10 protein-coding genes are annotated in these 19,149 nt (G+C 67.0%); 8 read left to right on the top strand and 2 right to left on the bottom strand.

Translation table 11 applies throughout. The features are described from left to right. Positions 1-21: 21 nt before the first annotated feature. Entirely contained in the window at positions 22-2,163 is a 2,142-nt protein-coding gene (locus ACQKIE_RS12510) for a M13 family metallopeptidase (RefSeq protein ID WP_427459540.1), read from the bottom strand. A 237-nt stretch (positions 2,164-2,400) separates the two neighbouring features. On the opposite strand from ACQKIE_RS12510, the gene ACQKIE_RS12505 reads away from it, so the two are divergent. Together ACQKIE_RS12505 and ACQKIE_RS12500 are read left to right on the top strand one after the other, a co-directional pair. Beyond that, positions 2,401-4,095: a phospholipase C gene (locus ACQKIE_RS12505; RefSeq protein WP_427459538.1), complete on the top strand. Its 1,695-nt coding sequence runs from the start codon at positions 2,401-2,403 to the stop codon at positions 4,093-4,095. Beyond that, positions 4,088-5,707, top strand: coding sequence for a multicopper oxidase family protein (locus tag ACQKIE_RS12500; RefSeq protein ID WP_427459536.1), 1,620 nt, complete (start codon positions 4,088-4,090; stop codon positions 5,705-5,707). Before ACQKIE_RS12505 ends, ACQKIE_RS12500 begins: the two co-directional genes overlap by 8 nt. 57 nt (positions 5,708-5,764) lie before the next feature. Here the strand turns inward: ACQKIE_RS12500 and ACQKIE_RS12495 are convergent, their stop codons facing one another. After that, entirely contained in the window at positions 5,765-7,612 is a 1,848-nt protein-coding gene (locus ACQKIE_RS12495) for a M14 family metallopeptidase (protein ID WP_427459534.1), read from the bottom strand. A gap of 123 nt (positions 7,613-7,735) precedes the next feature. On the opposite strand from ACQKIE_RS12495, the gene ACQKIE_RS12490 reads away from it, so the two are divergent. From ACQKIE_RS12490 to ACQKIE_RS12465, 6 genes are all read left to right on the top strand, one after another. After that, positions 7,736-9,934 (top strand): dermonecrotic toxin domain-containing protein, encoded by a 2,199-nt coding sequence (locus ACQKIE_RS12490; protein ID WP_427459532.1) that lies wholly within the window; start codon positions 7,736-7,738, stop codon positions 9,932-9,934. A gap of 8 nt (positions 9,935-9,942) precedes the next feature. Continuing rightward, entirely contained in the window at positions 9,943-12,027 is a 2,085-nt protein-coding gene (locus ACQKIE_RS12485) for a hypothetical protein (RefSeq protein ID WP_427459530.1), read from the top strand. Continuing rightward, complete coding sequence (locus ACQKIE_RS12480; protein WP_427459955.1) at positions 12,027-16,394, top strand: dermonecrotic toxin domain-containing protein; 4,368 nt, start codon at positions 12,027-12,029, stop codon at positions 16,392-16,394. Before ACQKIE_RS12485 ends, ACQKIE_RS12480 begins: the two co-directional genes overlap by 1 nt. Positions 16,395-16,476: 82 nt before the next feature. Then, positions 16,477-17,142, top strand: a complete 666-nt coding sequence (locus tag ACQKIE_RS12475; RefSeq protein WP_427459528.1) for a response regulator — start codon at positions 16,477-16,479, stop codon at positions 17,140-17,142. Further along, positions 17,139-18,527, top strand: coding sequence for a sensor histidine kinase (locus ACQKIE_RS12470; protein WP_427459526.1), 1,389 nt, complete (start codon positions 17,139-17,141; stop codon positions 18,525-18,527). The genes ACQKIE_RS12475 and ACQKIE_RS12470 overlap by 4 nt, the downstream gene beginning before the upstream one ends. Before the next feature lie 81 nt (positions 18,528-18,608). After that, complete coding sequence (locus ACQKIE_RS12465) at positions 18,609-19,130, top strand: Dps family protein (RefSeq protein WP_427459524.1); 522 nt, start codon at positions 18,609-18,611, stop codon at positions 19,128-19,130. Positions 19,131-19,149: the final 19 nt, after the last annotated feature.

Genomic DNA, 19,149 nt, shown 5'->3' with positions numbered 1-19,149 from the left:
CATCACTCGGCAATCAATGCCTTACCAGATCTTCACCTGCTTGTCCGCCGCACGGACCATCTTCGCGTCCGGCTTGCACTGGAACGCCGTGGCGAAGGCTTCCATGTTCGACGGGGCGCCGATGGCGCGCAGCGACGCCGGTGCGTGCGGGTCGACGTTGAGGTACAGCATCGCCTGCTTCTCGCGGACGCTGCCGCGCCACACGCGGGCCCAGTTGAGGAAGAAGCGCTGGTCCTGGGTGTAGCCGTCGATCTTCGCCTGGGCTTCCTGCGGGTTCTTCTTCAGGGCTTCCTGCAGGGCGTCATAAGCGACGTTGAGGCCGCCCAGGTCGGCGATGTTCTCGCCCAGGGTCAGCTTGCCGTTGACGTGCAGGTCCGGGTGGTCCTTGATGGGCGCGTAGTCGTTGAACTGCGCCACCAGCTTGCCGGCGCGCTCGTCGAACTTGGCGCGGTCTTCCTTGGTCCACCAATTCTTGTTGTTGCCCTCGCCATCGAACTGGCTGCCTTCGTCGTCGAAACCATGGCTGGCTTCATGGCCGATGACCGCGCCGATACCGCCGTAGTTGATCGCGTCGTCGCCGTGGGCATCGAAGAACGGCGGCTGCAGGATCGCGGCCGGGAAGTTGATCGTGTTGTCGGTCGGGTTGTAGTAGGCGTTGACCGTCTGCGGCGTCATGCCCCACTCGAGGCGGTCGGTCGGCTTGCCGATCTTCGCGATGTCGTAGTGGTAGTTGAACTTGCTGGCCGCCTCGACGTTGGCGAAATAGTCGTCGCCCTTGACCTCCAGGCCCGACCAGTCACGCCACTTGTCCGGGTAGCCGATCTTCGGCAGGAAGGTGTTCCACTTCTGGATGGCCTTCTGCTTGGTTTCGTCGCTCATCCAGTCGAGCTTCTCGATGCGCGCCTTGAGGGCATTGCGCACGTTGTCGACGAGCTCGTTCGCGCGCTGCTTCGCTTCCGGCTTGAACACCTTCGCGACATAGAGCTGGCCAAGGCCTTCGCCCATCGAGCTGTTGACCGTGCCGAGCACGCGCTTCCAGCGGGGCTTCTGCTGGGGCTGGCCGGCCAGGGTCTTGCCGTAGAAGTCGAACTTGTTGTCCTGGAAGGACTTCGACAGGTACGGCGACGCGCTGTCGATCGCATGGAAGCGCAGGTACGCCTGCCAGGTCGACACCGGCGTGGACGCCAGCATCTTGTCGAACTCCTTGAAGAACTTCGGCTGCGACAGCGAGAAGCCCTTGTCGATCGTCACGCCCTGGGCGGCGAAGAACTTTTCCCAGTTGAAGTGCGGCGTGACCTTGTCGGCGTCGCTCACGGTGACGAAGTGGTACTGGTTTTCCGGCGAACGCAGTTCCACCGGCGCGAGCGACGCGGCGGCGAGCTGTGTTTCGAACTTCATGACCTCGTCCGCCTGCTTCTTCGCGTCGGCTTCTGGCACGCCGGCGAGGGTCAGCGTCTTGGCGATGTAGGCGACGTAGGCTTTGCGATTGTCGGCCTGCTTCGGATCGGTGTAGTAATCGCGGGTGGGCAGGCCCAGGCCGTCCTGCTGCGCGTAGCCGATCTGGACCTTGGCGTTCTGGAAGTCCGCGCCCGAGCCGAAGCCGAACACGTAACCGTCGCCTTCGTTGAAGCTGGTGTCGAGGAAGTCGACGATGTCCTGCGACGTCTTGAGGGCGTCGATCTTCGCCAGTTCCGGCTTCAGCGGTTCGACGCCGGCCTTCTCGATGGCGTCCTCGTTCATGCCCGAACGATAGAGGAGGCCGATCTTCTGTTCGATCGAACCGGCCTTGGCGTTGGCGGCACCCTTGTCCATCGCATCCACGATGTCGTGCTGCGTGTTCAGGCTGTTCTCGGCCAGTTGGTCGAACGCGCCCCAGCGGGTGCGATCTTCCGGAATGGGGTTGGCGGCGACCCACTTCGCGTTCACGAAGCCGTTGAAGTCGCTGCAGGCGTCGATGCCGGTGTCGATGTCGGCGATGTTGAACGACGGTGCGGCCGGAGCCGACGCCGTGGTGCCGCTGGTGGCCGGTGCCGCGGTGGACGCCGGCGAGGGCTGGTTGCCCCCCGGCACCGCCGTGTCGGCATCGTTGTGCTTGCTGCACGCCGTGCCGGCGAGCGCGACGCCGAGCGCCAGCGCGAGCGGCTTCAGATACTGCTTGGTCATGGGTTTCCCTCTAGCTAGTGACTGACGGCGCCCCCGGCGCCGCAGGCCTCCGAGCATAGCGGCTGCGGCCGCCGTGCAGGGCGGACTGTGACGAAAGTCATGGTTGTCCACATTTCGCAATATCTCGCGGCGAATGTCCCGCGCCTGTCACACCGGCTTCCTACGCTGCGACGACCGCATGACAGGGGATGCGGCCCAGGGCAAGCCACAACGATCCCACCATGAGGAGCATCCGTCATGCGCAAGCTATTGGCCGCGGGCATCGCCTGCGTGCTCACCCTTTCCGCCGCGTCGATCGTGATCGCGGGGCAGGCCGAGGTTCCCGCCATGGGCTTCGGCTCCGGCCACGGCGACCACGGGCACGGCGACCCCCGTACCGCCACACCGATCAAGCACCTGGTCGTGATCTTCCAGGAGAACGTGTCGTTCGATCACTACTTCGGCACCTATCCCTATGCCGAGAATCCGAAGGGTGAGCCCGCTTTCTACGCGCGTCCTTTCACGCCGCCGGTGAACGGCCTCACGCACCGGCTGCTGACGAAGAATCCGAACGCGGGTAATGCCGACAATGCCGACGGGGCGGTCAATCCTTTCCGGCTCACCCGTGCGCAGGCGGCCACGGCGGACCAGGACCATGGCTACACCTCGGAGCAGCGTGCGTTCGATGGTGGCCGGATGGACCTGTTCCCGAAGTACACGGGACGCGGAGAAGCACTGCCGGGGGGCGATCCGTCCGAAGAAGGCAAGGGCCAGGTGATGGGCTATTACGACGGCAACACCGTCACGGCCTTCTGGAACTATGCGCAGAGCTTCGCCATGAGCGACAACAGCTATGGCACCACCTTCGGTCCCTCCTCGCCGGGCGCGATCAACCTCGTTTCGGGCCAGACGGCCGGCGTGACGGCGACGCTTAACGGCACCGGCTCGACGACGGACGACGGCAACGGTGGCCGCACGATGATCGGCGACCCCGATCCCATCGGCGATGTCTGTTCATCGCCGACCGCCAGCCAGGTCACGATGGGAGGCCGCAACATCGGCGACCTGCTCAACGACCGGGAGATTACCTGGGGTTGGTTCCAGGGCGGATTCGATCTCACCCGTAGCAATGCCGATGGGAGCATGGGATGCGCGCGGCGCACGCTGTCGAAGGTGACCAACAGCACCTCGAACGATTACAGCCCGCACCATGCGCCGTTCCAGTACTACCCCTCCACGGCCAATCCGACGCACGCGCGGCCCGCGTCGGTTGCTGCGATCGGTCATAGTGGCGACGCCGCGAATCACCAGTACGACATCGAGGACTTCTACGACGCCCTCGACGCCGGCAACCTGCCCGCGGTGAGTTTCCTCAAGGCGCCGGCATACCAGGATGGCCACGCCGGGTACTCCGATCCGCTCGACGAACAGGCATTCGTGGTGCACGTGATCAATGCCTTGCAGCAGAGCGGTGAATGGAAAGATACCGCCGTCGTCATCGCCTACGACGACTCGGACGGTTGGTACGACCACCAGGAACCGCCGCACGTCAACGCCTCGCGGGGGACCACGGATGCGCTCGACGGCGACGGCCTGTGCAAGGGTCGTGGCACCTTGCCCGGCCTCGATGGAAAGACGCCGGCACAGGGCCGCTGCGGATTCGGCCCGCGCCTGCCGCTGTTGGTCGTCTCGCCGTGGGCGCGCGAGAACATGGTCGACCACTCGGTGACCGACCAGAGTTCCATCACGCGCTTCATCGAGGACAACTGGCTCGACGGCAAGCGCATCGGCGGAGGGTCCAGCGATGCGCAGGCAGGGCGCCTCGACCGCATGTTCGACTTCTTCCTGCCTCGTCTCTTCGAGCGCAAGCTGATCCTCGACGAAGCGACGGGTCAGCCGAAGCAGCGCGGCGGGTGGCCGTCCTGGCCGTTCGGGAATGGCGGGCATGGTTGATCGCCGCCGTTTCCTGACGACGGCGGGTTGGGTGGCCGCGGCGGGATGGTTCCCGTCGCGGCTCCTCGCGCACGACATGCGATCGATGAGGGCGCCGTCGGTCGGCCAGGTCGGGAATGACCTTTGCATGCATGCCATGGGCGACGTCACCCGGCTGCCGGGTCTCCTCGATCCGGCCAAGCTGGCACCTTTCGTGGACGCGCTTCCGGTACCTCCGGTGCTGCGGGCGGAGCAGGGGAAGACGTTGCATGTACGCATGGCGGAGACGACGCAGAAACTGCATCGCGATCTGCCACCGACGACGCTCTGGACCTACGGTGGAACGTATCCCGGACCGACGATCGAGGCACGTCGCGGACAGCCCATCGACGTGGTATGGGAGAACGCGCTGCCGAAGAAGCACTTCCTGCCCGTCGACCACGCCATCTGCGGCGCGGAGGCCGACAAGCCCGACGTGCGCGCCATCGTGCACTTGCATGGCGCGAAGGTCCCACGCAAGGACGATGGCTATCCGGAAGACTGGTATGTCCCTGGCACGTCGCGCAGGCACCATTATCCGAATGCGCAGGACGCCGCCACGCTCTGGTACCACGACCACGCGATGGGCATAAACCGCCTGAACATGTACGCGGGCCTGATGGGCCTGTACCTGTTGCGGGATGAGCATGAAGCGTCCCTGGGCTTGCCATCGGGAGAGCAGGAGCTGCCGCTGGTGCTCGCCGACCGGCTGCTTCGCGAGGACGGTCGCCTCTATTACCCGGACTCCGGCGACGCGAAGGCGCCCTGGGTGCCGGAGGTCTTCGGCAACCTCACGCTGGTGAATGGAGCGATCCTTCCCCGTGCCGACGTGCAGGCGCGCCGTTATCGCCTGCGCGTGCTCAACGCGGCCAACGGACGCTTCTATCACCTCCGTTTCCGTGACGGCCGCCCATTCCACGTCATCGGTTCCGACCAGGGCTTGCTCGCGACGCCGGTCCGGATGACCTCGATCTTCCTGGCGCCGGGCGAGCGCAGCGACATCGTCGTGGACTTCGCGGACGTGCGCGGCGGTGCGGTCGAGTTGATGAACGACGCGCTACCGCTCATGCGCTTCGCCGTGGGCAACGGTGTCGCGCGCGACGATTCCGCGCTGCCCGACAAGCTGCGCGATCTACCGAGAATGACGGAAGCCAGCGCAGCGACGGCGCGCGAACTGACGCTGGACGAATACAGCGATTGCGTGGCCACGCCGATGCTGATGCTGCTCAACGGGAAGCGCTGGCACGACCCGGTAACGGAAACGGTGAAGCTCGGTAGCACGGAGGCGTGGAGTCTCGTGAACCTCACCGAGGACACCCACCCGATCCATCTGCACCTGGTGCGTTTCCAGATCCTGGACCGCCGCCCTTTCGACGTGGACGCCTACGTGGCGAACAAGACGTTGCGTTACGTCGGGCCGGCCGAGGAACCGCCGCCGCACGAACGCGGTTGGAAAGATGTGGTGCAGGCGCACCCGGGCATGGTCACCCGCATCGTCGCCACGTTCGATGGCTACGCAGGGCGCTACGCCTGGCATTGCCACCTGGCGGAGCACGAGGCGAACGAGATGATGCGGCCGTTCGAGGTGGTGTGACGCGTTGTTGTGCGGGAATCATTCTTGTAGGAGCCGCTATAGCGGCTCCTACAGAGGTCAGCGGGCAAGATGTTGTAGTGCCGCCGCATCCAGGCGCATGACCGGGTAAGCCCCCACGGCTTGGGCCGTGTACCAAGGGCTGCGTTCGAAGAAGAACGACAGCCGCGCGCGCGGGTTCGCCGCGAAGGCCGGGTCGCTTTTTAGCTTTGCCTCGAACTCGGTCTTCAACGCGGGATCCTTGGCGATCATGTCCCGTGCGAGCGCCTCCACCACGCGGGGCTCGCCATACTCCTTCGGCTCGAAGATGGCATCGAGGTAGCCCCAGCGCAGCGGGGAATCCGGGGCGCGGGCGTCCAGCAGGTTGAGTGCGAGGACAGCGTCCACGGTGTCGGCGCGCACAATCACCGTCCCGGCCGGCAGCTCGACCTCCTTCCGCGTAGGCGCGATCGCGACGCCCTTGAGCATGTGGTGGCCCTCGAACGGTTTCTCGGCCCAAGTCGGCTGCGTGAGTTCGTCACGGGTGACGCCCACGCGGATGGCCTTGGCGAGGCGTGTATAGGCGATGCCATGGGCATCCAGGCGGTCGATCACCACCGTCCATTGCGGCGGGATGGCCCAGGCGGCGGGGAGCGGGGCCACGACGTCCGGCAGCAGGTCGTTCCAGCTCTGCAGCGTGTACGTCTTCTTCTTCGAACGGTCGTAGCGGACCCAGAGGTCGCCCGAAATGTCGCTCTTCGTCTGCGTAAACGCATAGCCCTGCAGCGTGAGCGGCTTGGCGACGGGGTTTTCCTTGAAGGTGACGGGAAGCGTGGCGTCTTGGCGCGCGGACTGGGACGCGGCCCAGGCATCAGCCTCGCGGGACGCCTTCAGCAGCGCGGCAGGATCCGTGTTGACGGTTTGGAGCACGCTGCGCACGACATCGTACGTACCGCGCACGCGCACCTCGTAGGGCTTCAACATGTGCGTCTCGACCAGCAGGCCGGCACGATTGCGGATAGCGGCATAGCCGGTCGAGAAGCGCGGGCCGGAACCGAAGTTCTCGATGCCCTTCGTGATGTCGCGGCCGTCCCGGAACTCGAGGTAGGAGGAGGCGAGATGCCCGTAGCCTTCATAGCGAGGGATGGCGTCGCCGGCGAAGGCGTGGGCCTGCCACGTGGCGATCGAGGGCGGCAGCTTATGCGGATCCTCCGCATACCACGTCAGGTCGGGTTGGTAGTCCGCGCCATCGGTGGTGTGGATGTCGATGAGCAGGTCCGGCCGCCAGGTGTTCCAGAGCTTCAACCATGCACGCGTCTCCGGTGCGTCCGCCTTGACGTAGTCGCGGTTGAGGTTGAGGTACTGCGATTGCCCCCGGAAGCCCATCTTCTCCGGGCCATTCTGGTTGATCCGGAAGTACGGCCCGAAGTTCTCGTGGCCATCCACGCTGTAGACGGGGATGTACACCAGCACCGCATGGTCGAGCAGGTGGGGCAAGCGTCCGGTCGCCGCGAAGTCGCGGAGCAACATGAGGCCGGCATCCTTGCCCTCGATCTCGCCGGGATGGATGCCAGCCTGTAACAGCACGACCGGCTTTCCCGCGGCGCGTGCGCGCTCGGGCGTCAGGTCGCCATCCCTGGCCGCGATGACCACGGTCATGGGGCGGCCTTCCGGCGAGGTGCCGAAGGATTCCACGCGAATCGTGTCCGGTGCGGCATCGGCAAGCCGGTGCAGGAAGGCCACGGTGTCGGCATAGGACGGCGTGGTGCGGAACGACGACGCCTCGGCGGGCGTGGTCCAGCGCTCTTTCGCGTGGAGCGTCATCGGGACGATGGCGATCAGCGCGAAGAGAAGGCGAAGGGTGCGTGTCGCAGGCATGGCATGGGGATTCATCGGGAGAAGGATCGGCACGGCGAGTGAAGCCTGCATTGTAGGCATCCGACGGAATCTTCAGCCAATCCCCGCACAAGAAGCGGGGCGCGTGCCGGCATCGCCATCCGCAAACGCGGGCTACTGTCGCGGGCTCTGCTTCTACTCCGACAGGTTCTTGCGATGACTCACTTCTGTCCGACCTCGCGCAAGCGGGTCGCCCGGCTCCTTTTGGCTGCCACCGCGGCATCGCCCGCCGTCCACGCCGCAGGACTGCCGGATGCGAGCTATTACATCAGTGGCGACGACGGCGCGTACGATCGTGTCGTGGAAAGGGACGGCACGCTGTCGAGAACGACCTCGCCGGATGTCGTCGCATTCGCCACGGCCGACGACGCCACCGCTTTCGCGACACTTTGGCGGCAGGCGTACACGACGGTGGTACCCGACGCCCGCCTCATCGCCGCTGCCTTCGTCCATGACACGTTGGGCATCGACGGGGAAGCTTACGTGGTGGCGCATTTCGCCACGGCGGAAGACCGTTCGCGCGGCGTGCCGGATCGCACCCAGTCGCTCGTCGATGCGTTGATGGAAGCGTTTCCGGACCACTCCCGGCACGCGTGGTTTCCACTCGCCGCCGATGCCGTCGGTGGCGTCATGGGAGGAGGGGAGCAGAGCCCAGGCCTGGTTCGCCTTGGTGACCAACTGGCTCGCGCCAGCGACGTGAAGGATGTCTTCAGGACGCTCGGGTCGTTCCTGTGGAGCCGGACGGGCCCGGGCTATGTCTACAACACGCTTTTCGCCAAAGGAAACGTCCGGGAGACGGTCGGTGAGGACTGGCGGGCGTTGGACGAAGCCTTCGGCATCTATCGCGTGGGTGGCTTCACGGCCGAGTACCGCAGTCACCTCACGCTTTCGCAGCTGGTCGAGTCGTTCGGCGCCCCGACAGCGTTCGCCGAGCTCCCCTATGTCAAGGAGGTGAAGCGCAAACTCGATGCGTATTGGCAAGCCAGCCAGTCCAGCTGGCCCCTCCTGGCGCGCTACGAATTCGTCCGTCAGGCACGCCACGCCCACGAGCAGGGACTGTTGACGGACATCGAGTACGAGCGGGTCATGCTTGGCGGCGCGCCACGCGTCCCGCTGACCGGTCCGATCACGCTGGCGCAGCTGGGCCCGTCGCTTCCTGGCGCGGATGTCGACGCGCGACGCTTCGATATCAACGGTTATGCGGCCAGCAACCTGGTGCGTTTCGTCGCGCGCGATGGGAGCGAAGTGATGTACATCCCCGGCGGCGACCCTGCCTTCGTCGTGGCCGGCAGCGAGCGCGAACTCCGCCAGTGGGTTTTGCAACAAGCGAGGGATCGCCGGAAGCTGGACGACCTCCTGCTGCATTTCTCCACCTACGCGGGCCAGGACGGTGTGTTCTGGACTGGCGTGAAGCATGGGCTCGAGAACGTGGGCAATGGTCAGTGGCAGGCGGATGCCCATGCCATCGACCGCACGAGCGCGGTCATCGCGGGCGACGTATTCGAGGACATGCGCAAGCAGTCGGAAGAGCGCCTGCGTGACGACGCGCGCATGCAGATGGCGACGGCGTGGGAAGCATGGCGCACGACGATCAACCGTGGCGTTGCCGTGGCCAGTCCGCTGGGATTCGTGCCGCTGTTCAGCATGCCGGTGCAAGTCATCACCGGTGTAGCCAGCGCCGGGACCGGCCTCGACCAGGAGCTCGACGGCAGGACGACGGACGAGAGGAAGGCGGGCGCGGAGCAGGTGCTGACGACAGCCATCTACAACCTGCCGATCGGCGCCCTCTTCGGCGGGATGCGCAAAGGCGACGCGACGAAGGAGGGTGGCATCGCTTTCGTTCCCCCGAAACGGGTGAACGGAAAGGTCGGCTACCCGCTGAGCCCGATGACGCCGCCCAGCTGGCGTACCACGACGGTGAACCGCCTTTACCGACGACTCGACGGATCGATCGCCCGATGGGTCGCAGCGGACGTGCCGGGACAAACGATAAGCCGGTTCCCGGCCAATGGCGCAGCCCGTCCGGACGGGATGTATGTGCGTGACGACGAGCTCTTCGTGCCCTGGAGCAACACGGGACGGGTCGCGCGCGTCGTCGCTTCCGGCAGCCGGTATCGCTTCCTGTTCAAGAACAAGGCGGTCGGCCCCATCGTCGAGCGCGGAAGCGGCGACGCCTGGGAGCTGGCCACCGATGCACAGGCCTACGTCAAGGGGAGCGTCCTCGCCCATCTCGTGCCGGATCGCCTGACTGTCGACCCGCGGGCGCTGCATCGCGCCGCGCAGGTCCTGGAGCAATGGGGCTCGTCCGAAGCCGCTGTACAGGCGCCGGGCGCGGCGGACGATCCGGCTCCCTGAGTCCCCTGGTGATGTTGTCGCTGGGGCACGGCTTCATCGAGACCTTGTCCGCCCGCTTGCGCGATCCGGCCGGTACCGAATGGTCGAGCTCCGAATCGTGGTTGCTTGGTCCGACCATTGCCCGCCAACTCCGCCGTCCCGTGGCTCTCTTCCGGGAAGACGGCACGCTCGAATGGGCGGCGGCCGAGGATGGCACGGAGCTCTCGGCGGCCCCACTGCCGCCGACGGCGTTGCGGTTGCAGCGTCATGAAGGCAGCTATGTCGTCCTTGGGCCCGTCCGGCTCCTGCGTAAATTCCCCACCCTCCTCTTCGCGGCGGCGGAGGCCAATCGCGCGCCGGGCAGCATGGAGCCGAGCACGGGCGTGGAACGGGAGATCGCCTTCCGCAAGGCGCTCGCGGATGCGATCGACGTCAGGTCGACACGATTGGAACTCGAGCGCGTGCACCAACTGTGGATCCAACGCATGGGCCTGCCTCCACGCGAACTACAGCTCCTCATCGCGTTGTCCCGTCTGCGTCACGCGATCTTCCATGGCGACCCATTGACGGCGGCGCAGCAGCAACGCCTGCGTGCCGCGGGCGGTGCGGAACTGCGTGCCGCGATCGACGCCAACGCGCGCAATTGGCGTGAGCTCGCCAAGGGCGTCCTTGCGAAGCTCTTCGACGAGGAGAGCGCACTCCTGCCCACGGGGCTCGGGCACCTTCTCGTGCAAGACGCAGCCATCTTGTCGTCAGCCCGGTACCAAGCGTCGGACCAGTGGACGGAAGGCGGGCGCCATTACGTGCGTCTGCGCCACCTGGATGGGCGTACGCAGGTGGTCGAGACGGCGGCGGAGCAGGGGGACCAACGTGGCGCCTACCGCGAGATCCTGGTGCCAACGGCGAGCGCTAATCGCGAGACGGGCCGGTATGTCGTCGATCGAGGCGGCATGTGGTATCCCGAGCCCGAATTGCGCGACGGTCTCGCCCCGGTAGATCCGAGGGAGTACGCCGAAACCCTCGCGTCGGTCGCGGCGCGCTGGCACGCCGTGACCCGGGATGATTTTTCGCTCGGCAAGCGGATCGTGGACAGCATTCCGCAGCCGCTGCTTCGCTACTTCGCCGCACCGCTCACGGCCGTGGACATGGGTGACGACACCGGATTCCTGCTGACCATCCGCCATCCCGGATCGGGATCGCTCAAGCGATTCATGACGCGCGTGGACATGGCCGGGAACGCGCTTCCGCCCGTGCGCCCGGTGGACGCCGGCCCCGCGCCGTCGGGAGCGATCGCGGCCGACACGCAACTTGCCTTGCCCGTGCCGGAAGGTGTCGGGATCGTCCGCTTCGGACCTCGCCCCGACCCCGCGATCTTCATCGATCTCCTGCGGGCGGACAGCCCGATCAGTGCCTTCATCGAGGCAGGCATCGGCAATCGGCATATCCGGACGCTGGTCACCACCCGCCGGCTGCGCGGCATGTTGCGCGAGGATTCTCATCTCGCGATCGTCGGTGCCACACCGGAACATGCGTTCACCCTGCTCATGCCGGTGAACACGGAGACGATCAGCCTGGTTCGGCCAGGTGGTTCGATGGGAAACCTCGTGACCGACCTGCCGGCAGGGACGGTCATTGTCGACGAGATGTTCGGCGTGAGGGCGACAGCGGCGGATTATCCAGCCCGCGTACGCGCGGTCGCGCGCCAGTGGGAGTCAGCCGGCGGGAGAATCCGGAAAGTCCTTCGCAATGGTAGCGAGGAGCGGGAATCGCCCGTGGCTTTCGTCGAACGCATGCTGTCCTCGCCCGTGCGACCCAACCTGTGGAACCCTTCCAAGGACCCGATTTCCGAGACGGCATACGTCGACTACATGCGCGGACGCCACGCCAACGGCCAAGCGGTGCGGCACGCCGGACTGGACTGGCTCGAAACCCGGCAGGCGCGGCGTGATTACATGGCTTACTTCGCTCCGCCACACGATGCGCTTCCGGATGGCACTGCCCCGCCTGCGAACGACCTCGCCGCCTCGAACATGTACGAACTGGCCGAGACGGCGATCGACGCCAGCCTTCGACCGATCGCCGTGCCCGCGCGTCCTCCGGCACCGCGCCCGTGATGTTGCGCCTAACGCACGTCGCGCGCCGTCGCACACGCATCGCCTGGATGGTCGCGGTGGCGCTCCTGCCCGACAGGCAGGCGACGGCGGCCACGGTCGATGCCACGCCTGGCTACACCGCTGCAACGCACTACCACGTGGAAGGCGCGACGCCTGAGCTGGTATCGCCAGTAGCCGTCCAGTTCGCCACCGCGGCGGACCTCGATACCTTCCAGACCATGTCGAAAAAGGCGCGCGCGATGCCCACGCCGGATGCGCGCCGGCTGGCGAACGCGTTCCTCCGCGAGCGCCTGCACGTCGAAGGCGATGCCTGCATGGTGGCGCACTTCGCAACGGCGGAGGACCGGGCGCGGGGCGCGCCGGACCACGCGCTGCCGCTGACGGATGCCTTGATGGAGGCGTTTCCCGATCATTCCCGCCACAGCTTCTTCGCCGGGCTCTCGGACGGCGTCGGTGGCATCCTTGCGGGTGGGCGCGGCAGTCCCAGCCTTGTGCCGTGGCTGGACGGTCTGGTGCATGGTGGCGACGCGAAGCACGCCTTCGCCAACGTGGGCCGCTTCCTTTGGAGCCGGACCGGGCCGGGCTACCTCTACGACACCTTCTTCGCCCCGGGCAACGTCGTCGAGACGGTCGGTGAAGACGCGAGGCCGTTGGACGAGGCGTTCGACGTGTATCGATCAGGCGGCTTCACGAGCGAGTACGCGAGTCCGCTCAGGGTGTCGCAACTCGTGGAGGTGTTCGCGGCGCCGGGTGCCTTCGCGGAGCTTCCGTACGTGCGGAAACTGAAAGACGACCTGGACCGGTATTGGCAGCAGGTGAGCGGCGATTGGCCGGTGCTGGCGCGCTACGAGTTCGTGCAGCAGGCACGGCGCGCGAGGGATACGGGGGAATTGAGCGAGTCGTCCTATCGGCTCGTCATGCGCGGCGGCGCACCTCGCGTGCCGCTGACGGGCTCGCTCACGCTTGCCCAATTGGCGGTCGCGGCGCCGGACACGACAGTGCGCGTGCGGCGCTTCGACATCAACGGCTATGCCGCCAGTGATCTCGTGCGCTTTATCGCAGCCGACGGGAGCGAGGTGCTCTATATACCCGGCGGCGAACCGTCATTCGTGGTCGCCCGGAACGAAAGCGAGCTTCGCGCGTGGGCCCTGGCGCAAGCGAAGGATGCGGAGGCCCTGGACGCGTTGCTGGCGCATTTCTCCGTTTACGACGGCCAGGACGGCCTGTTCTGGACCGGCGTGAAGCACGGCCTGGAAAACCTCGCCGACGGGCAATGGAAGGCTGATGGCGCCACCATCGATCGTGCGGACGCGATCGTCGCGGGCGACGTGTTCGACGACATGCGGGCCCAGATGGAGAAGCGATTGCGCGACGACGCGCGGGTGCAGGCGAGCACGGCCTGGGAGGCCTGGCGGACCACGATCGACCGCGGCGCGACGCTCCTGGCGCCCCTGGGGTTCCTTCCACCGCTGGCGATTCCCGTGCAGGTGCTCAGCGGCGTGACCGGCGGCGCCTCGGGCATCGAGCAAGCCATCGACGGCAGGACCGCCGAGGATCGAAAGAGCGGAGCGGAAGGCGCCGTGTCGACCGTTCTCTACAGCGTGCCCTTGGGAACGGTCTTCCACGGCGTCGGGAAGGAGAGGGGAGGCGCCGCCGGCTCGAGGCCGGAGGAGGTGCGGCCCGCCTTCGTGCCGCCGCGCGAGGTGAATGGCCGGGTGGGTTATCCCCTGGGACCCACCGTCCCACCGGGTTGGCAGGCCGACCTGGTCAACCGACTCTACCGGCGGCGGGACGGCACTCCTGGCTTATGGGTGGCGGCGGAAGCGGAGCAGCACATGGTGCGGCTTCCCCAGGACGCGGCGTTGCGGACGGATGGTGTCCTGGTCCACGACCATGCGCGCTTCGTGCAACTGATCATCCATGGACGTGGCCTGCGAGCGGCGCGTGTCCTTGCCGATGCCGGCGGCTGGCGCCTCCGGCTTCATGACGGCAGCGCGGGGCCTCGTTTGCAGCGACGCGACGGCGGCACGTGGGAGCTCGCGTTCGAGGAACACGATTACCTCGACGGTAGCGTCCTTGCCGAGATCGTCAGGCCCGACTTCACCGCCGACCCTCGCACGCTGCATCGCGCGGCGACGGTGCTGGCGCAGTTCGGCCTGCCTGAAGCCACGCTGGGCGCACGCGTCCGTACCGACGGCGACGCGAACGCGGCGGAGCCCTTGCTCGTCCTGGCACTCGGACATGCGTTCATCGAGACGTTGCCCGCTCGACTGCGCGATACAACGGCGGTTTCGTGGAGCCTGCGGGAGCTGGCGCTGCTCGCCCCCGTCATGGCGAATGAGGCAGGGACAGCCATCGCACTCTACCGTGCCGACGGAACGTTCCATTCCGGCGTCGCGCCCGACGGCACGGAGGTGTCCGCCCATCGTGTCCCGGCCGATGCGCTGCGCCTGCAGCGGCGCGGCAACCACTATTTCGTGCTCGGGCCCCGCTCGGGCCAAAGCGTCGAGTACGCATCGGCATTTGCCGCCGTCGCCGAAAACACACCCATCGCTTCGGACGGCGCGGCAGCGACTGCCGCGCTGCGGGAAGTCCGCTTGCGCCACAGGCTGGCGGCATCGCTCGAATCCGCGTCGAGCCGCTCGCACCTCGCGCGCATGCACCGGCTGTGGCTCGATCCGGTCGCTCGTTCGCCCCATGAGCGGCAGGCCCTGAGGCGTCTCTCGCGGCTGCGCCACGCCTTGATCGAACGGCGTGACGCGTTGACCGAGAGCCAGCAGCGTTGGCTCGACAAGGCAGGAAAGGATGTCGCCATGGTTCCGTCGAGCGGCGCCCTTGCGCACACGGATCCGATTCAGCTCCTGTCCGAGATCGTCAAGGCGGAAAGTGCCTTGCTCCCTGACGGACTCGATCACCTGACGGTCAAGGACGCCGCGACCCTTGCCGATGCGGCGAACAGGCAAGGAGAGCAATGGAGCGAGGGCGATCGCCACTACGTTCGGCTGAGACACCTCGATGGACGTGCGCAAATCGTCGAGACGAGCCATGATCGACCCGGCGGCCACCGCGAGATCCTCGCGCCCGGCGACGCCGCCGATCGCGCCACCGGCAGGCACGTCGTCGACGTGGACGGCATGTGGTATCCCGAAATGGACCTGCGGGAGGGTTGGACACCTGTCGATCCCCGGGAATACGCCGAGACGCTGGCTGCCGTCGCCACTCACATGCCCGCCGCCGTCGACGGGGACTTGACGAACGTGGAACGTGTCGTCGACAGCATCCCGCAGCCGCTGGTGCGGTTCGTACGCACGTCCCTCACCGGCATCGAGGTCGCGGGCGACGGCGGTCTCGACTTCGCCGTCCAGCACCCCGTGTCGAGGGCCGCCTTGACCTTCGCCACGCGTGTGGACGTTCGCGGTAGGCCGGTTACCTGGAAAGAACCCCGGCACACCTCGTCCGGCGCATCCGCCACGGCCGCTCCCGCCTTCCCGCGTCCGCAGGACCACCATGTCGCCGTTCCGCTGCCGGAGGGCACGGGCCGCGTACGACACGGCCCGACGCAGGACCCCGCGATCTACGAAGCGCTGGTGCGGGCGGAACGCCCGGTGAGCGCCTTCATCGGTGCGGAGATGCTGGATCGGCACGTCCAGGCCCTGGTGAACACGCGCCGGCTGCGCGGCATGCTGCGCGAGGACTCCCACATCGTGGTGGTCGGTGCCACGCCCGACCACGTGGTCACCCTCGCCATGCCGGTGAACGATCGGACCCTCGACCTCGTCGCGACGCACGGCGCCGATGGCGTGCTCGTACGCGACCTGCCAGCGGGCACGGTCATCGTCGACGACATGTATGGCGTGAGAGTTGGCGTGGAGGCGTATCCGCAACTTGTGCGCCAGATCGCCCGGCGATGGGAGACGGAAGGCGTCTCGATGAGGCGGTTCGGGCCGATGGGTGTGGAACAGCGGGAGTCGCCGCTCGCGTTCACCGAACGATGGCTCGACATGCCAATACGACCGAACCTGTGGAACCCGCGTAACGATCCGATTTCCGAAGCCCGCTACGTCGACTACATGCGCCGCCGTCATGCGGCCGGCGAGGCTGTTCGGCACGCCGGGCTGGATTGGCTCCAAACGCGTACCGCTCGGCGGGATTACATGAGCTATTTCGCACCGCCTTACGATTGGCTGTCGGAAGGAAAGGCGCCATTGCCCTCCGCCCTGTCGGCGATGCGGATGCATGACCTCACCGAGGTGGCGATCGGCTTGGGGTTCAAGCCCGCCACTGCACGGGCGGAGGGCTCGGCTGCCCCCGACCAGGGCCTGCAGCCGGACGCACCGAAGGAGCCGGTGCGGTCGGCCGGGGGATGAACACGGCCGGTGCGCCTGCGTAAGGACACGCTAAGCTCCGCGAAAGGATAATGTCGGTCCGCCAGTGGCATGGGGCAACGCCTTGCACATCATCCTCGTCGAAGACGACGTCCAGCTCGGCGAAGCCATTCGCCGGGCCCTGGAGCGGTTGGCCTATACGATCAGCTGGTTCCGCAACGGCAACGAGGCCCTGCTGGCGTTGCGCGACCACGACGCCGACCTGGTCCTGCTCGACCTGGGCCTGCCGGGGAAGGACGGCATGGACGTCCTGATCGAGGCCAGGCGCCTGAGGGTGACCACGCCGGTCATCGTGATGTCGGCGCGGGACGCGGTGGACTCCCGCATCAGCGTGCTGGACGCTGGCGCTGACGACTACCTCGTCAAGCCGTTCCACCTGGACGAACTCGCCGCGCGCATTCGCTCGCTCGCACGGCGCGTGCGCGGCGCGGCGGTGAATCGCCTCGAAGCCGGTGCGCTCAGCCTCGACCTCGGGACCTTCGAGGTGACCTGGCACGGCGAAAGGGTGGAATTGACGCGGCGCGAATTCGCGCTGCTGCAGGCGCTGATGGAGCGCGCCGGCCGTATCGTCCGCCGCGAGTCGCTCGAGACCTCGCTCTACGGGCCCGACAACGTCATGAGCACCAGCGCCCTGGAGGTGCTCGTGCATTCGTTGCGGCGCAAGTTGAGCCATGGCGCGATCCAGACCGTACGCGGATTCGGCTACATGCTGCCGCGGGAGCCGCAATGACCTTTCCCAGCCTGCGCTCGCGCCTGCTGGTGCTGATCGTCCTGGTGGTGGCCGCCGTCCTCCTCCCGCTCGGGTTCCTGAGCGCGAAACACACGTTGGAGGAAGTGGATGAGTTGTCCGATGGACGCCTCGCCCAAGCCGCGCGGACGCTGGAGGTGCTCGTCGGCCGCATCGGTGTGGACCAGCTGCGCGAGCAGCGCGCCTCGCGCCTGCTCGTGCCGAGCGTGTCGAACCATCCGCAGGAGCTGACGGTTCAGGGGCGCACGTTCGAGTCGGAAGTCGGGTTCCAGGTCTTCGACCGGGACGGGACGCTCCTGCTGGCGACGGAGAACCTGGCCGCGGTGCCAAATACCCCCGCGGCGGACGGCGCGTTCAAGGACATCCGCAAGGGCAAGTACGAATGGCGCGTCTTCACCCTGGTCATGGAGCGCGATGGCATCACCATCCGCGCAGGCGAGCGCTACGACAGCCGCAACGAAATCACCCGCGCCTTGTGGATCGAGCACGGCCTCCCGATGCTGCTCGGCCTGCCGCTCATGGCTTTCCTCGTCGGATGGGCCATCCGACGTGGGCTCGGCCCGCTGGACGCGCTGGCCCGGGCCCTGTCGCGGCGCAAGCCGGGAAGCCACGAGCCGGTGCACCTCGCTGCCGCGCCGGCCGAGCTGCAGCCGGTGCTGACCGCCCTGAACGATCAGATCGAGCGTCTTGAAGAAGCGCTCGAGCGCGAACGGCGTTTCAGTGCCGACGTGGCGCATGAACTGCGCACGCCGCTGGCGTCTACGATGATCAACCTCGAGGACGCCATGGCCTCCGCACAACCGGACGAGGCGCAGGCCGCGCTCGAGGCGGCGCGGGAATGCCTGGTGTCGCTGGCCCGCCGCACGGAGCAGCTCCTCGCGCTGGCCCGGCTGGAGGCCGGCGCCGCTTCCGGTCCGCGTCATCGGGTGGACCTGGGTGAACTGGCGCTGGGCGTGGTCGACGAGCTGACCCCGCTGATCGGCGCGGGCAGGGTCGAACTGGGTATCGACCTGTGCGCCGGACTCGTGGTCGAGGGCTATGGCGCGGCCTTGCGCTCGCTCCTGCGCAACCTGCTGGAGAATGCGTTCCGCCATGTGCCGCCGGGCGGCCATGTCGAGCTATCCATCCGGCGCGGGGAAGGACAGGCGCTGATCGAGGTCGTGGACGACGGTCCCGGCATTCCGCCCGAGCGGCGCGAGGCGATGTTCACACGCTTCCAGCGCGGCCTCGATACACAGGGAAGCGGGTATGGCCTCGGCCTGTCGATCGTGCAGCGCGCGGTCGAACTGCATGGGGCCAGCATCCGTTTGCTGGATCGGGATGGCGGCTCGGGCCTGCGCGTACAAGTGAGCCTGCCCCTGGCCTGAATCGCGTGCGTGTTTCGTCCAATCCCCGGTACGCCGGCAGGCGCATCCTCGGGAGCCCCAATAGCTGTGGAGCGCACCACGATGAAGAACCCCCAAGCCGCCAAGACCCTGCGCAAGGCCGCGCTGAAGACACCGACCGGCCTGGGCGCCGATGCGACCCGCGACATCTCCGGCGCCCTGAGCGCCTTGCTCGCGGACGCCTTCGCGCTGTACCTGAAAACGAAGAATTTCCACTGGCACATGTCCGGGCCGCACTTCCGCGACCTGCACCTCCTGCTCGACGAGCAGGCGACGGAAATCTTCGCCATCACCGACGACATCGCCGAGCGTGCGCGCAAGATCGGCGGCACCACGCTCCGCTCGCTCGGTCATGCCGCGCGCCTCAAGCGTCTTTCCGACAACGACGCGGACTTCGTCACGCCCCAGGACATGCTGGCGGAACTGCGTGACGACAACGAGCGCTTCGTGGGTTTCCTGCGCGAAGTGCACGGCGTCTGCGACGAGTACGGCGACGTGGCGACGGCCAGCCTGATCGAGAACTGGATCGACCAGGCCGAACGCCGCGTATGGTTCCTCTTCGAGTCCGCACGCGAGAACCACTGACGAACCTTGTGTAGGAGCC

The sequence above is a fragment of the Luteibacter sp. NPDC031894 genome (assembly GCF_050273135.1).
Taxonomy (GTDB): Bacteria; Pseudomonadota; Gammaproteobacteria; order Xanthomonadales; family Rhodanobacteraceae; genus Luteibacter.
The sequence above is the reverse complement of the archived record's forward strand: the minus strand, read 5'-3'. Positions and strand labels throughout refer to the sequence as shown.